At 52.0% G+C, this 13,284-nt stretch carries 13 protein-coding genes; 2 read left to right on the top strand and 11 right to left on the bottom strand.

Annotated features, from left to right (window positions below):
• From SD71_RS04270 to SD71_RS04235, 8 genes are all read right to left on the bottom strand, one after another.
• A complete protein-coding gene (locus tag SD71_RS04270; protein ID WP_041060138.1) occupies nt 1–1,080 on the bottom strand; it encodes an ABC transporter permease in 1,080 nt (359 codons plus the stop codon).
• Nucleotides 1,077–2,606 (bottom strand): ABC transporter ATP-binding protein, encoded by a 1,530-nt coding sequence (locus tag SD71_RS04265; RefSeq protein ID WP_041060133.1) that lies wholly within the window; start codon nt 2,604–2,606, stop codon nt 1,077–1,079. Before SD71_RS04265 ends, SD71_RS04270 begins: the two co-directional genes overlap by 4 nt.
• Before the next feature lie 162 nt (nt 2,607–2,768).
• Nucleotides 2,769–3,935, bottom strand: a complete 1,167-nt coding sequence (locus SD71_RS04260; protein WP_235426985.1) for a BMP family lipoprotein — start codon at nt 3,933–3,935, stop codon at nt 2,769–2,771.
• A 139-nt stretch (nt 3,936–4,074) separates the two neighbouring features.
• Nucleotides 4,075–4,896, bottom strand: a complete 822-nt coding sequence (locus SD71_RS04255; RefSeq protein WP_041060130.1) for a purine-nucleoside phosphorylase — start codon at nt 4,894–4,896, stop codon at nt 4,075–4,077.
• Between the two features lie 54 nt (nt 4,897–4,950).
• A complete protein-coding gene (locus tag SD71_RS04250) occupies nt 4,951–6,252 on the bottom strand; it encodes a pyrimidine-nucleoside phosphorylase (protein ID WP_041060126.1) in 1,302 nt (433 codons plus the stop codon).
• A gap of 21 nt (nt 6,253–6,273) precedes the next feature.
• Entirely contained in the window at nt 6,274–6,945 is a 672-nt protein-coding gene (gene deoC, locus SD71_RS04245; RefSeq protein WP_041060123.1) for a deoxyribose-phosphate aldolase, read from the bottom strand.
• A 4-nt stretch (nt 6,946–6,949) separates the two neighbouring features.
• Nucleotides 6,950–7,906, bottom strand: coding sequence for a sugar-binding transcriptional regulator (locus SD71_RS04240; RefSeq protein WP_041060482.1), 957 nt, complete (start codon nt 7,904–7,906; stop codon nt 6,950–6,952).
• Between the two features lie 173 nt (nt 7,907–8,079).
• Nucleotides 8,080–8,613, bottom strand: coding sequence for an NADPH-dependent FMN reductase (locus SD71_RS04235; protein ID WP_041060120.1), 534 nt, complete (start codon nt 8,611–8,613; stop codon nt 8,080–8,082).
• Nucleotides 8,614–8,777: 164 nt separating this feature from the next.
• Here SD71_RS04235 and SD71_RS04230 point away from each other — a divergent pair, with 164 nt between their 5' ends.
• On the top strand, nt 8,778–9,266 hold the full coding sequence (locus SD71_RS04230) for a peroxiredoxin (protein ID WP_052475934.1): 489 nt from the start codon (nt 8,778–8,780) through the stop codon (nt 9,264–9,266).
• 45 nt (nt 9,267–9,311) lie between these two features.
• Here the strand turns inward: SD71_RS04230 and pfkA are convergent, their stop codons facing one another.
• From pfkA to SD71_RS04215, 3 genes are read right to left on the bottom strand one after another with little or no spacing between them, the layout of a single operon-like run.
• Nucleotides 9,312–10,280, bottom strand: coding sequence for a 6-phosphofructokinase (gene pfkA, locus SD71_RS04225; protein ID WP_041060118.1), 969 nt, complete (start codon nt 10,278–10,280; stop codon nt 9,312–9,314).
• A gap of 30 nt (nt 10,281–10,310) precedes the next feature.
• Complete coding sequence (locus SD71_RS04220) at nt 10,311–11,387, bottom strand: tetraprenyl-beta-curcumene synthase family protein (RefSeq protein WP_041060115.1); 1,077 nt, start codon at nt 11,385–11,387, stop codon at nt 10,311–10,313.
• A 26-nt stretch (nt 11,388–11,413) separates the two neighbouring features.
• Entirely contained in the window at nt 11,414–11,764 is a 351-nt protein-coding gene (locus SD71_RS04215; protein ID WP_235426984.1) for a hypothetical protein, read from the bottom strand.
• A 175-nt stretch (nt 11,765–11,939) separates the two neighbouring features.
• Between SD71_RS04215 and SD71_RS04210 the strand changes: the two genes are divergently transcribed.
• Complete coding sequence (locus SD71_RS04210) at nt 11,940–13,274, top strand: hypothetical protein (protein WP_041060112.1); 1,335 nt, start codon at nt 11,940–11,942, stop codon at nt 13,272–13,274.
• The last annotated feature ends 10 nt before the right edge of the window (nt 13,275–13,284 follow it).

The following is a 13,284-nucleotide window of genomic DNA, read 5'->3' as shown; positions in this document are numbered from 1 at the left end:
CTACATTCCCACCTTCCCTTCTTGTGACGTGCTCGCTTTTGTGTTCGCTCTTCGACGACGTATAAACCATCTGATCAGACGTTCGATCAGAATGCTCGTGGCAGCGAAGTAAATGATGATGGCGATGATCGAATCCGCGATCTCCGGCGGAATCTCAGTCATTGCATTCATAAATCCCCGGCCTGAATACAACAATCCAAAAAACATAGCGGATAAGAAAACGCCTATAGGTGTATTTGCTCCAAGCAAGGCAACGGCAATTCCATCAAAACCCTGAGAAGGCAGCACGCCGATCTGAATGTTGGACGCATTGCCGGCATACAGAGCCACACCGCCTAACCCGGCAAGCCCACCCGAGATCGCCATCGAGAATACAATGCTGCGATTCACGGCAATGCCCGCATATTCGGCTGCGCTCCGGTTATGACCCACTGCTTTCAGCTCGTAGCCGAACGTTGTTCTGTTAATGATGAAACCAACGACAAGAACGATAATGACCGCAACAAACAGTCCGAGATTGATAAAAGAGCCGTCGAACATCTCCGTCAAGAACGGCACCTTCAAGGATGCGGCTTCAGGAAGCTGCGCCGATTCCGTCTCGCTGTATTGCGCCTTCAAGTAAGCGGGGACAGCGTAATAAACAGTCCAGTAGGCCACCCAGTTCATCATGATGGACGAGACTACCTCGTGCACATTGAATCTGGCCTTCAGGAGACCGGGAACAATTGCCCAGAGAGCACCGCCCAGGAATCCCACAATCAGCATGACAATGAGCAGCAGCGGCTTCGGAAGAGCCCAATTCAAACCGACCGCAGACGCGCAGAAACCGCCGAACAGCAATTGCCCGGCCACGCCGATATTAAATAACCCCGTCCGGAAAGCGAATGCTACTGCGAGGCCGCTGAAGACCAACGGCGTGGCGGTAGCCATCGTGTTCCCTATCCTCTCCGGATTCTTCAGCCCACCCTCAAACAAATAGGAGTATCCGGTAATCGGGTTATGCCCCGTTACCGCCATGAGCACAGCTCCAGCCAACAAACCGAACAGTACGGCGACCAAGGAGACGACTATTCTGTTCATGCGCCTTCCTCCCTTTTGACGCCGGCCATCATCAAACCGATTTCGTTCTCGTTCGTTTCGGAAGCGTTAACCACACCGATCAACTCTCCCTGATTCACGATCGCAATGCGATCAGACAAGTTCATGATTTCATCCAGCTCCAGTGAGATGAGCAGCACGGCTTTACCGTTGTCGCGATGCTCGATCAGCCGTTTGTGGATATACTCGATGGATCCGACGTCAAGTCCGCGGGTCGGCTGCACAGCGATGAGCAATAACGGATTGCGCTCGATTTCGCGGCCGATGATCGCTTTCTGCTGATTGCCGCCTGACAGCGATCGGGCAGCCGAAACAGCTCCTTCTCCGGAACGGACGTCAAAGCTGTCGATAATTCGGTTCGCATACTGCCGTATAGCCGAATTCTTCAATACACCTTTTCGTGAAAAAGGCTCACGGTGATAGACTTCCAGCACCATATTCTCAGCCAGCGTATAGTCGAGAATCAAGCCCCGCTTCTGACGGTCCTCCGGTATATGGCCGATCCCGCTTTCAATCCGTTCTCGGATCGACTTTGCAGTGATATTTTGTCCATTCAGATCGATGCTGCCCGATTCAGCCTTGCGCAGTCCGGTGATCGCTTCCACCAAGTCTGATTGTCCGTTGCCTTCGACGCCGGCAATTCCTACGATCTCGCCTGCGCGGACTTCTAAAGAAAAGTCATTAAGCGCGAGGCTCTTCTTGCTATTCCTCACCGTCAGCGATTTGACTTGAAGCACAACGTCACCCGGCACACTGTCGGTCTTCTCCACCTTGAATGACACCTGCCGGCCAACCATCATTTCCGCCATAGCGCCTTCACTAGTTGTGGCCACGTCGACCGTACCGATCGTCTTACCGCGTCTGATTACGGTGCAGCGATCGGCAAAAGCTTTGATCTCCTTCAGTTTGTGGGTGATCAAGATGATCGATTTGCCCTCTTTAATAAGATTTTTCATAATGCGGCCCAGTTCTTGAACTTCCTGCGGCGTCAATACACCGGTAGGCTCGTCCAATATAAGAACCTCGGCTTTCCGGTACAGCATCTTTAATATTTCCACACGCTGCTGCATACCGACCGAAATATCCTCAATTTTGGCGTACGGATCTACATTTAAACCGTATTGTTTGGAAAGCTCTTCAATTTTTTTGCCGGCTTTCCTGGTGTCCATCACCAGACCCAACCACTTCCGGGGTTCGCTGCCCATAATGATATTCTCTGTAACCGTAAAATCCTCCACCAGCTTGAAATGCTGGTGGACCATGCCGATCCCCATCTGGTTGGCAACGTTCGGATTCGATATCCGGACTTCCTTGCCGTTCACCTTAATGGAACCGCGATCCGCCTGATACATGCCGAATAAAATACTCATCAGCGTGGACTTACCAGCCCCGTTCTCGCCGAGCAACGCGTGAATCTCCCCGCGCTTCAAGCGAATCGTGATATCGTCATTCGCTACGATACCGGTAAATTCTTTCCTGATGTTCAGCATTTCCACTACATAGTCCACGGAATGCTCCTCCCTCTGAACAGGACAAAATAGTTGACCAAATCGACTATAAAACCTCAGGACTGCCTGATGATTAACATTGGTTCAACAGGCACGATAAGCATTAAACTTATCGTGTCTGTTGAACAAAAAAAGACGGTCGAACCGTCTTTTTTTATTCGATTACTTGAGCAGATCGCCTTGTTCAGCAGCGACTTTAATTTCGCCGGACTGAATTTTCTTGAACACCTCATCCACTTTCGCAAGCGTTTCAGGAGTCAGGTTCGGATTTTCCACAGGAAGGCCTACGCCGTCGTTTTTAGCATCGAAGATCAATGTTTGTCCGCCTGGGAATTTTCCTTCTGTCTCAGCTTTGATCATATCGTAAGCAGCATGGTCGATTTTCTTCATCGCAGAAGTAAGAATGACAGATTTGTCGCCATCGTAAACGCCGTCAGCATACTGGTCGACGTCAACGCCTACGATCCAAACTTCTTTACCTGCTTTTGCGCGTGTTTTAGCTTCATTGATCGCACCGACGCCTACGCCGCCAGCTGCTGCGAAGATAACTTTCACGCCGCGATCGTACATTTGAGCCGCCAGTTGGGAACCTGCAGCTACGTTGTCAAAGCTGCCTTGATAAATGACGTTGTCTTTCTTAATGGAGATCTTGGTTCCGAGGTTATCGTTGGCATATTTCACGCCTTGCTGGAAGCCCCAGTTGAATTTCTGAACCGGTGGAATTTCCATACCGCCGATAAAGCCGACATCGCCTTCCTTAACTTGAAGCGCTGTTGCAACACCGGCGAGGTAGCCGGACTCGTGCTCTGCAAAGTAGATGGAAACTGTGTTCGGCTTCACGACATATTTAAAGTCGCCGGCATGTGGACCTCCGTCTATCAGAACGAACTTTGCATCTGGGTATTTATCTTGAGCTTTGAAGATTGCAGTTTCGAATTTGAAGCCTGGAGTTACAATAAATTTGTAGCCGGCATCGAAAAGGTTACCGATTTCTTTCATATAATCCGCTTCAGTTGTTCCGGTAGGTTTTAAGTATTTTTCTTTAAGACCTAAGTCTTTTGCTGCTTTTTGTACGCCTTCCCAAGTACCTTGGTTAAAAGATTTGTCGTCGATCGTACCGGAGTCGGTAACCATACCGACTTGGAAGCTGGCAGGAGCTGCGCTTGGGCTCGCAGGCGCGCTTGCACTCGCAGAAGGCGTCGCGCTTGGGCTCGGGCTTGTGCTCGGGCTGCTGCTGCTTCCGCCGTTATTGTTCTTGGCGCCGCAAGCGGTTAATGCCAAAGAAGCAACTAGCATAATACCGGTAAAAATTTTTGCTGTTTTTCTCATTGAAAAACTCTCCTCCTGAATTATGAATCATATAGGAATAAATTACGTGAAACCATAGAATAGACTAAGTACGAACGCAGACCTGTGAGAACCTCTTATCAGCTTAAAGAGATTCTCCATGAACCGGTTTTATGTTTGATTACAACCGAGCGACAATCTCTTTCACAAGCTTGATGAAGCGCGGTTTGGCGCGGTTGGCTACCTCGATGACCTGTTCGTGGCTCAAAGGCTCCAACTCTTCCCCGATCGCCATATCCGTAACGCAGGAAATGCCGATGACTTGCATGCTCATGTGGCTGGCAACGATAACTTCAGGAACAGTGGACATGCCCACAGCGTCCCCGCCCAGCGTACGAAGCATCGTGAGCTCCGCAGGCGTCATATAGTTCGGACCGGAAATTCCGGCGTACACGCCCTGCTGGACCTCGATTCCGAGTGACTGCGCAGTGTCGCGGACAAGAGTGAGCAATTCTGGTGTATACGCTCGGCTCATATCCGGGAACCGCGGTCCCAATCCCGGCTCATTGGAGCCGATCAGCGGATTTGCCCCGGTTAGATTCAGATGATCCTTGATGATCATCAGATCGCCGGGCTTGAATGCGGGATTCATCCCTCCGCAGGCATTGGTGACGATTAACTGCTGTACCCCCAGTGATTTCATAACACGTACCGGGAAGGTTACATCTTGCATCGAATAACCTTCGTAGTAATGAAAACGACCTTGCATCGCAATAACCGTCTTGTTCTGCAGTCGGCCCGTTACAAGCTGTCCGGCATGCCCTTCTACTGTCGACACCGGAAAATGCGGGATCGACTCGTAAGGAATCCGCACGGCGTCTTGAATGTCATCGGCGAGTTCACCCAACCCGGATCCCAAGATGAGACCGACTTGCGGCGCTTCTTTCATTCGCGCCTGAATGAACGATTTCGCTTCTTCCATTCGACCTAGCAACTGGCCCATTTCAAATCACCCCTTTCAGATTATAACCGATTTTCTGCCCGGCTTGTCCTTATTTCAGCTAATTTCTCCAACTAATAATGAAGGAGGTGTGACAGAGTCCCGGCTTATCTTAATGGATGTGTAAATTTCGTCAAAAACCTGCCGTACTTCTTCAGTATTCGCATGGATGACCGCTAAGGATTCTCCGGCGTTCACCGGATCTCCGATCTTTTTCTGCAGCACGATTCCCACCGCCAGATCAATCTTCGATTCCTTGGTGGCACGACCCGCACCGAGCAGCATAGCCGCGGTGCCGATTCTTTCAGCTGCAATCGCCGATACGAATCCTGCCTCCTTCGCCGGAACCTCATAACGGTACTTCGCAGTCGGCAGCCGATCCGGATGATCGACAACGGAAGCGTCGCCTCCTTGGGCCGAGAGGAACGTCTTGAATTTCTCCAATGCTTTGCCGTTCGCAATGGATTGTTCCAACAAGCCGCGGGCCTCTTCCATTGTGCCGGCAACACCGGCAAGCACTGTCATATGGCTTCCCAGCGTCAGGCAGAGCTCGGTCAGATCTTCCGGTCCGGCACCCTTCAACGTGTCGATCGCTTCCTTAACCTCCAGCGCATTGCCGATCGCATAGCCCAGCGGCTGGCTCATATCGGAAAGCACCGCAACGGTACGTCTGCCTACCCGGTTGCCGATGTCTACCATACTGGCGGCCAATTCTTCGGACTCCTCCAGCGTCTTCATGAAGGCGCCGTCTCCGGTTTTGACATCCAATACGATGGCGTCCGCACCGGACGCAATTTTCTTGCTCATGATGGAGCTTGCGATAAGCGGGATCGAATTCACGGTGCCCGTTACGTCTCTAAGCGCGTAAAGCTTCTTGTCTGCCGGAGTGAGGTCGGCGCTTTGCCCGATCACGGCCACCCCGTTCTCATTGACCAGCCGATGAAACTGCTCGTTGTCAATTTCAACATGGAAGCCCGGGACGGACTCCAGCTTATCGATCGTGCCGCCGGTATGTCCCAGGCCGCGGCCGGACATCTTCGCCACCGGCACACCGATCGACGCTACCAGCGGAGCCAGCACCAGAGTTGTCGTATCCCCGACGCCGCCCGTGCTGTGCTTGTCAACTTTGGTGCCGGCTATTCCGGACAAATCGATAACGTCGCCTGAACGGACCATCGCCATCGTCAGATGCGCTCTCTCTTCCGGAGTCATACCCTGGAAGAAAATAGCCATGGCCATCGCCGACATTTGATAATCCGGGACAGTGCCTTCCGTATATCCGATTATAAGATCATAAATCTCCCGCTCGCTCAACTCGCCGCCGTCGCGTTTTTTCGTAATTAAATCCACCGTTCTCATTGAAGGCAAACCTCCCTATGGTTAGTAGCCTTGACCTTCGCCGCCGGTGACGATGGCAACGGATGAGCTTGCGCCGAGCCGTGTGGCCCCTGCTTCAACCAGTTTCCGTGCGAATTCCAGATCCCGTACGCCGCCGGACGCCTTAATCCCCATTTCCGGACCGACAATCTCGCGGATCAACGCGATATCCTCCACCGTCGCTCCGCCCGTTCCGAATCCGGTGGACGTTTTTACAAAATCCGCGCCGGCTTCTTTGCACATCAAGGCTGCCGACCGTTTCTCTTCGTCCGTCAAATAGCAGGTTTCAATAATGACCTTCACAGCCGCTTTTCCTTTGCAAACCTTCACCACTTGTTCGATATCGCGCTTTACCGCGTCATTTTGTCCGGATTTCAGCGCGCCTACATTAAGTACCATATCGATTTCCGTAGCACCTGCCTGAATGGCGTCTTCCGCTTCCGCAGCCTTCACTTCCATCCTGCTCGCACCAAGGGGAAAACCGATCACCGTAGTCAAGCCTACGCCGCTTCCCTTTAATTCCCGCGCCGCAGCGGGTACCCAATAAGGGTTGACACAAACTGTCGCAAATCGGTAATCCTTAGCTTCTTGGCATATGCGAACGATCTCCGCTTCCGTGCTTACCGCACTCAACAAAGTATGATCGATCATTCCTGCAATTCGGTCTGGCGTCATAAGGTCAATTCTCCTGTGTCTGTAGTTTGTCTAATAATGCTTTTGCGGTAATCTGGTCGGTTACCAAAGTGTTGCTGTATTTTCCTTTGATCGCTCCGTAAATCGCATTCACTTTGGAAGCCCCTCCGGCAACAAGAATCGAATGCTCCTTACTGCGGAGATCCGCGAGCTCAATACCGACCGTCCTTCCATCCAATTCAGGCAGACATATATCCCCGTTCAAGTCATAATAGCGGGAACAAATGTCTCCCACGGCCCGGTTTCTTATCCCTTCGAGTTCGTCATCACGCAAATAATTGGAATTGATAAGCACGGAATCCGGGGTAGGCGCGCCTGCGGTAAAAACGGCGATATTCGCGTTTCTCCCTTTATCCATAACGCTGCGGATATGCCGGTCGGTGAGCATCGCTTGCTTCACAACAATATGATCTACAATAGCGGGCAAATACATGAAGTATGGCGTGACGTTAAAAGCACGGCCGAACAAATGAACGATCTCCGATGGAGAAATCCTCACATCCGCGTCAGTCACACCGCCGTTGAGCTGGACGACAAACGAATTTCTGAGCGCCTTCGCATTCAAATGCAGCGCTGCCTGATACATCGTCGAACCCCATGAAGCTCCAATCGTGTCTCCGTCTTTCACCAGTTCGTTCAGATACGCCGCAGCAGCCTGCCCTATGTACCTTTTAACAATGCTGTCCTCATAGGACGGCGTAAAAGCGATGATCACTTGATTAAGCTGAAACCGTTGCTGCAGCGACTTGCTCAGCCGTTCCGTGTCTTCGGTCGGATCCACAATCTCGATGCTGACAATCCCTTCGGCTTTCGCCTGTTGAAGAAGTCGTGACACGGTGGGACGGGAAACTCCGAGCGACGCGGCAATCTCGTTCTGGCTGTAATCCAGCTGGTAATACATTTTCGCCGCTTCGATGACCTTCTTGAATTTGTCGTTTTGCAACAAATCACAACACTTTCAGACTTCATTTTGAAATTATGTTCAGTACAAATGAAATTATGTTCTCAGCAGATATTATAAAGGAATTTCGACATATGCGCTAGGTAAAATTACATAGAAAAACCGGGTCCCCGAATGGGACGCCGGCTTTGTTATCCGCAATTTATAAGTGTAATTCAGGTGCGTAATTTAGACGCCAGACTGACGAATGCATTCAATACTCTTTCCACCCTCGCCCGAACAGCCGCGTGCGCCGGTTCGCCATTCTCGTCGAAGCGCCGTTGGTCACCGCCGATCGAAATCCATTCCGGACAATTCACGCCATGCACGTTCCGCACGATCGTTTGCATCTGCTGCAGCGTACTCACGCCTACGGCACCTCCGGCGGAGCTCACGCTTAACACCATTTTGCCGTCAAAATGTTCGGTATCCAAATGATCCAGCGCATTCTTGAATACGCCCGATACGCTTCCGTGATATTCAGGCGACGCCAACACGACGGCATCGGCCTCTGCTACGACAGCGCCCAGTTCGGCCGCCGCTTCGCCGACTGATTCCTCATCCGGATCATACATAGGCAAAGGCTTGCGGTACAAATCCCATAACTCGACGGTATGACCCAGGGAACTTAATCTTTCTCCGATAAACAAGCACATACGGGTGCTGGTGGAGCTTCTGCGATTGCTTCCTGCAATAATCGCGATTTTCATGTTCGCACCTCACTTTAACTACTTTACATACATAATAGTTTAAAAAGTGTCGATGCGTCAAAAGGATTTATTTATCGATTACGCGATAGCTTGGCCTCTTTACGCTTGTTGGACTTCACCGGAATATTATACACTGTTATTAAAAGGACTGGAGGTGTTTTCATATGTTAGGAATAGGAGACATCGCACCGGTATTCATTGCAGACAGTACGGCCGGCAGGGTCAACCTGAGCGATTGGCTCGGGGTTTCGCCCGTCGTGCTCATTTTTTATCCGAAGGACTTTACCCCCGGATGTACGAAGCAGCTTTGCGCCGTCAGAGACTCAAAGTCGCTCTATGACAAATACAATGCTCAGGTGCTGGCGGTCAATCCCGGTACAGTGGAGGAACATCGGACCTTCGCCGACAAGTACGGTTACGATTTTCCGATCGTCGCCGATGAGGATGATGAAATCCGTAAAGCTTACGGAGTCGGTAAAATCCTCGGTTTGTTCATGCAGTCCCGCACCGTGTTCATCATCGGGTCTGACGGAAAAATCGCTTATGCGGAAAAAGGCAGCCCGTCCACGGAGGAAATTATCGGCGTCCTTTCACGTCCCTGCTGCAAAAGCCCCAAAAAAACGGGAGGGCCGCCCCCGGCAAGTTCTTCCTAGGGGCAGCCCTCCGTATGTTCACCTTAGAGCAGATTATGAATCTCCTTATTGAGACAATCTCATCGCCAAGTTATACAGCTCCGTGTTAAAAGGCTTCTTCGTCGATACCACGACATCTATATCGGTTGCGGTAAACTCGCCGCGGTGAATTCCGATGGCTTTCCCGGAATCGCCTTCCTGCAGCTTATGCACCGCGTAATCGGCCAATCGGCTGGCCAGAATGCGGTCATTGTGCGTCGGGGAACCGCCGCGCTGGATATGGCCGAGAACCGTCACTCTCGGTTCGATGCCGCTGTGCTCCGCAATCGTACGGGCGATCTCTTCGCCCGAGCAAACACCCTCAGCTACGACGACAATGCCGTGGCGCTTGCCGTTCTTGAAGTTTTCTTTCATATGCAAAGCGATCTGCTTCACATCAAAAGGAACCTCCGGAACGAGGATCGCTTCGGCTCCGCTCGCCAAGCCGGAATATAGCGCAATGTCCCCGCAATGACGGCCCATAACTTCCACCACGGAAGAGCGCTCATGCGATGTCATGGTGTCGCGGAGTTTATTGATGGCGTCTACTGCTACGCTGACAGCCGTATCGAAGCCGATGGTGTAATCGGTAAAAGGAATATCGTTGTCGATCGTACCCGGCAGACCCATCGTCTTGATGCCGAGCTTGCTGAGCTTGTTCGCTCCCTGGTAGGAGCCGTCACCGCCGATGACGACCAGCCCGTCTATTCCATGCTTCCGCAGAACCTCCGCGCCGCGCTGCTGCCCTTCGGGCGACGTGAATTCCTTGCACCGCGCCGTCTGCAGAATCGTGCCTCCCCGCTGGATAATATCACCGACGCTTCGGATATCCATCGGTCTCAATTCCTCATTCAGCAAGCCTTGATACCCCCGCTGAATCCCGTGCACTTCCAAGCCGCGGAACAAGGCGCTGCGCACTACGGCGCGCACCGCGGCGTTCATCCCTTGTGAATCCCCGCCGCTCGTCAAAACGGCTATTTTCTTTACTGCACTCATATCCAATTCCTCCCTCAAGTCTGGAAGCCGTTACATGGCCTTGCGGATCCAGCTGCTGTTCAGCCAGAAAAAAAACCGGGTCCAAGGACTCCCCTTCATCAAACGCTTGGCCGTACGCATCACGTCGTGCTGGTCTTTCACCTTGGGATCCGATAAATAAAGAGCGACAAGCCCTTCCACGATCATCCGGTGAAAATAGCCGAACGGAAGACGGTCCGCAGCCGTACGAGCCGATTCAACCATCCGGCCCATGCGTTCGTTCAGCATTTGCTGATCCTTGTAGTAGCTGCAGAAATTCAAATCTCCGCCCATTCTGTCCTCTGCCTGGTCGATCAAATAGTCGAGCAGGATGTGAAGCCCGCAAATTGACGGAAAATAGCTCTCTCTTATGGAAGCGGCCTGACGTGCATCGAGCGATGAATCGGTGGCCGCCAAAAACAACATAAACATTCCCAGTGTCGAGCCTGTCGCCGCGGCGAATTCATTCCACTTGAGCTGCGGATATTCCTCGCAATGCTGCTCCCACCATGCCTGCAGCGCCTTTTCGCGGCGTGTCTGCGAGATATGCTTGTGCACCTGCAAGTCGGCGTACAGCTGAACCAGATCCCTCACATGCTGCTGCACTTGCGAATACGCAGGCAGCTGCGCTATGGATTGCCGGCATTGCAGGACTAAGGCTTGCAGGTAGCCGCCGTCTTCCTGCTCGCTTCGCAGCGCGTAATAATTGCTAAGCTGCGCTCCAGGAGTCACGGCGTCCAGCATGCTCTGGTGAAGCAGCCGGAAATCGTCCGCATCCAGCGAAGTGCTTCGATCGCACAAATTGTCCAAATAATCGCTGATCGTTTGCAAGGCTACGATTAACGGAATCAGCACATGCCGCTGTTCCAGGTTGGCGGCCGCGTACACACCGCCGCCTTCACAATGAAATTGCTTCGTGTTCATGCTGTCCAGCGCTTGCTTCCGCAGCTCCGGATCGGGAATGCCTTCGGCCATCCTGCGCCATCTTTTCAGTTCGGCACGCACTTCCGGCAGAATGTAACGGTACACTCTTATCATCAGCGTCAACGGCCCGCGCGGGGGCCGGCCTGCCAATAGTCCATTGTTCATTGTGTAAGGGCCCTCCGCTTGCTTGCTCAACCGTGCCTTTTGGTGCCCATATCCAGATCTTGCTGGGTACGGAACCAAATATGCAAATCATTAATCCGGCTGGCCAGATCGGCAATGTCTCCATTCAAACGACAAGATGCGGCAAAATCTTCCTCTTCAAACAGCCGGTCTTGCTTGATTCGAATCTGTGCCTCGAGACGGATCACCCGCTCCGGAATGACGCCGCGAATCATTTCCCATTGCTCCAATACAGCAGCTTGCATGTCCAAGCTTAACTCATCCCAGTCGGCCGCCAGGCGGGGGACGGGGATTCCGAGTCGTTCACTGTATACGAACTGGCTCTCCAGCCAGTCCTTTGTATCAGTCGTCGTTTTCACATTATCACCTGCTTGCAGCCTCTCCAAAAAGCATCATCCTTTAATTTATCATTTCACACTTGTGAAATCCAGCTTTTAAACCTGCGAATTTCATCCCCGAAAATCGCCGAAAATCTGCTATAATACTAGCTGTCTACCAATCGCACACAGCGTTCATGTCCAAGGAGCTGACCCGATGAACACTTCCAACGAGCCGGTCTCTCTGAGACGGCTTTTCATGTTTTTCATACCTATGGGTCTATCTGTCGTTCTGATCAATCTCTCTCATGTTATCATCAACGGAACGTTAGCCCGATCGAGCAACGAGGAAATTATTCTCGCGGGTTACGCTCTCGGGATGAGCATGCTTGCGGTAGCCGAGAGACCGGCTGTGCTGCTGAGACAGACATGCTCGGCGCTGGTGAGAGACCGAACCTCCTTTCAGGCTGTCAAAAAAATAGGCTTCTTTGTATTCGGCTCGACGCTGGTCTTCGGAGCATTGATCGCCTACACGCCGGTCGGACACTTGATTTTCGGTACAGCCTTCGGCGCCGCTCCGGACGTCGAACGAGAAGCCATCCACGTGTTCTACGCTTTAATGTTCTTGTCGGTTTTCTCCGGTTTGCGCTGTTTATATCAAGGAGTCATTATTTATAAAATGAGAACACGCTGGCTGACGATTGGGATGTTATTCCGTCTCATCGGCATGTTCGTCCTTGCCCAGTATTTTTTATATGTCGGCGTCGACAGTGCTTTGCAAGGCGCCGTTATTTTTTTGTTCGGAATGATGATAGAAGCCTTAATCAGCTGGCTGGAAGCCCGCAGACTGCTTGCTCAGATGCCGGCTAAAGCCGATGACTGCGCCGTCACCACTTCGAAGCAGGTATTCGGCTTCTACAGTCCGCTCCTGTATTCCAGCCTTATCGTCGTCTGGGCGATGCCCATTCTGAATGTGCTGCTCGGCACGACGGACAGACCGACACTGGCGGTGGCATCTTTGGCGATTGCGGGCAGTCTGATGAATTTGATGCTCGGCTTTTTCACGTATTTCCACCAAATCGCGCTTTTATTTTTCAAAACAAATCCGGATCAAGTACGTAAGTTCACGCTGCTGCTCGGATTCATCCCTACTATACTTATGCTGCTCATGGCTTTTACGCCGGTCGGTTCCTGGATGTTCTACCATGCGCTCGATGTCGAAGGCGAACTGCTGCAAGCCAGCATTCACGCGCTTCGGGGATTTCTTCCTTTTGTGCTTGTGTTTCCTTGGCTGGATACGTTGAATGGAATCGTCATGGCGCATGGAGAAACGAAGCTCATGTTCAAGTCACAAACAACGAATGCCGTTGTGAGCACCGTTGTGGTCATCGTTCTCGCCATTCTGCTGCCGGATTGGAGCGGGGCTATCGGCTCCTTGGCCTTATCGGGAGGATTGTTCGCTGAATTAGCCTTGCTGGTCTGGCTGTTCAGGCGTGCACACCGGGCACCGGCGGCTCTATCTGAAGTTCCGCGACTGTCGGGAGGCGCGTAAATGAATCATT

It is taken from the genome of Cohnella kolymensis, from assembly GCF_000829465.1.
GTDB lineage: Bacteria > Bacillota > Bacilli > Paenibacillales > Paenibacillaceae > Cohnella > Cohnella kolymensis.
This window is presented reverse-complemented; position numbering and strand designations above follow the sequence as displayed.

Excerpts from the sequence above, each read along its gene's own strand:
- SD71_RS04235 (WP_041060120.1), bottom strand. The coding sequence starts at position 8,613 with ATGAAAATCGCGATTATTGCAGGAAGCAATCGCAGAAGCTCCACCAGC.
- SD71_RS04270 (WP_041060138.1), bottom strand. The coding sequence starts at position 1,080 with ATGAACAGAATAGTCGTCTCCTTGGTCGCCGTACTGTTCGGTTTGTTG.
- SD71_RS04255 (WP_041060130.1), bottom strand. The coding sequence starts at position 4,896 with ATGGGCCAGTTGCTAGGTCGAATGGAAGAAGCGAAATCGTTCATTCAG.
- SD71_RS04210 (WP_041060112.1), top strand. The coding sequence starts at position 11,940 with ATGAACACTTCCAACGAGCCGGTCTCTCTGAGACGGCTTTTCATGTTT.
- SD71_RS04260 (WP_235426985.1), bottom strand. The coding sequence starts at position 3,935 with ATGAGAAAAACAGCAAAAATTTTTACCGGTATTATGCTAGTTGCTTCT.
- deoC (WP_041060123.1), bottom strand. The coding sequence starts at position 6,945 with ATGACGCCAGACCGAATTGCAGGAATGATCGATCATACTTTGTTGAGT.
- SD71_RS04250 (WP_041060126.1), bottom strand. The coding sequence starts at position 6,252 with ATGAGAACGGTGGATTTAATTACGAAAAAACGCGACGGCGGCGAGTTG.
- pfkA (WP_041060118.1), bottom strand. The coding sequence starts at position 10,280 with ATGAGTGCAGTAAAGAAAATAGCCGTTTTGACGAGCGGCGGGGATTCA.
- SD71_RS04220 (WP_041060115.1), bottom strand. The coding sequence starts at position 11,387 with ATGAACAATGGACTATTGGCAGGCCGGCCCCCGCGCGGGCCGTTGACG.
- SD71_RS04230 (WP_052475934.1), top strand. The coding sequence starts at position 8,778 with ATGTTAGGAATAGGAGACATCGCACCGGTATTCATTGCAGACAGTACG.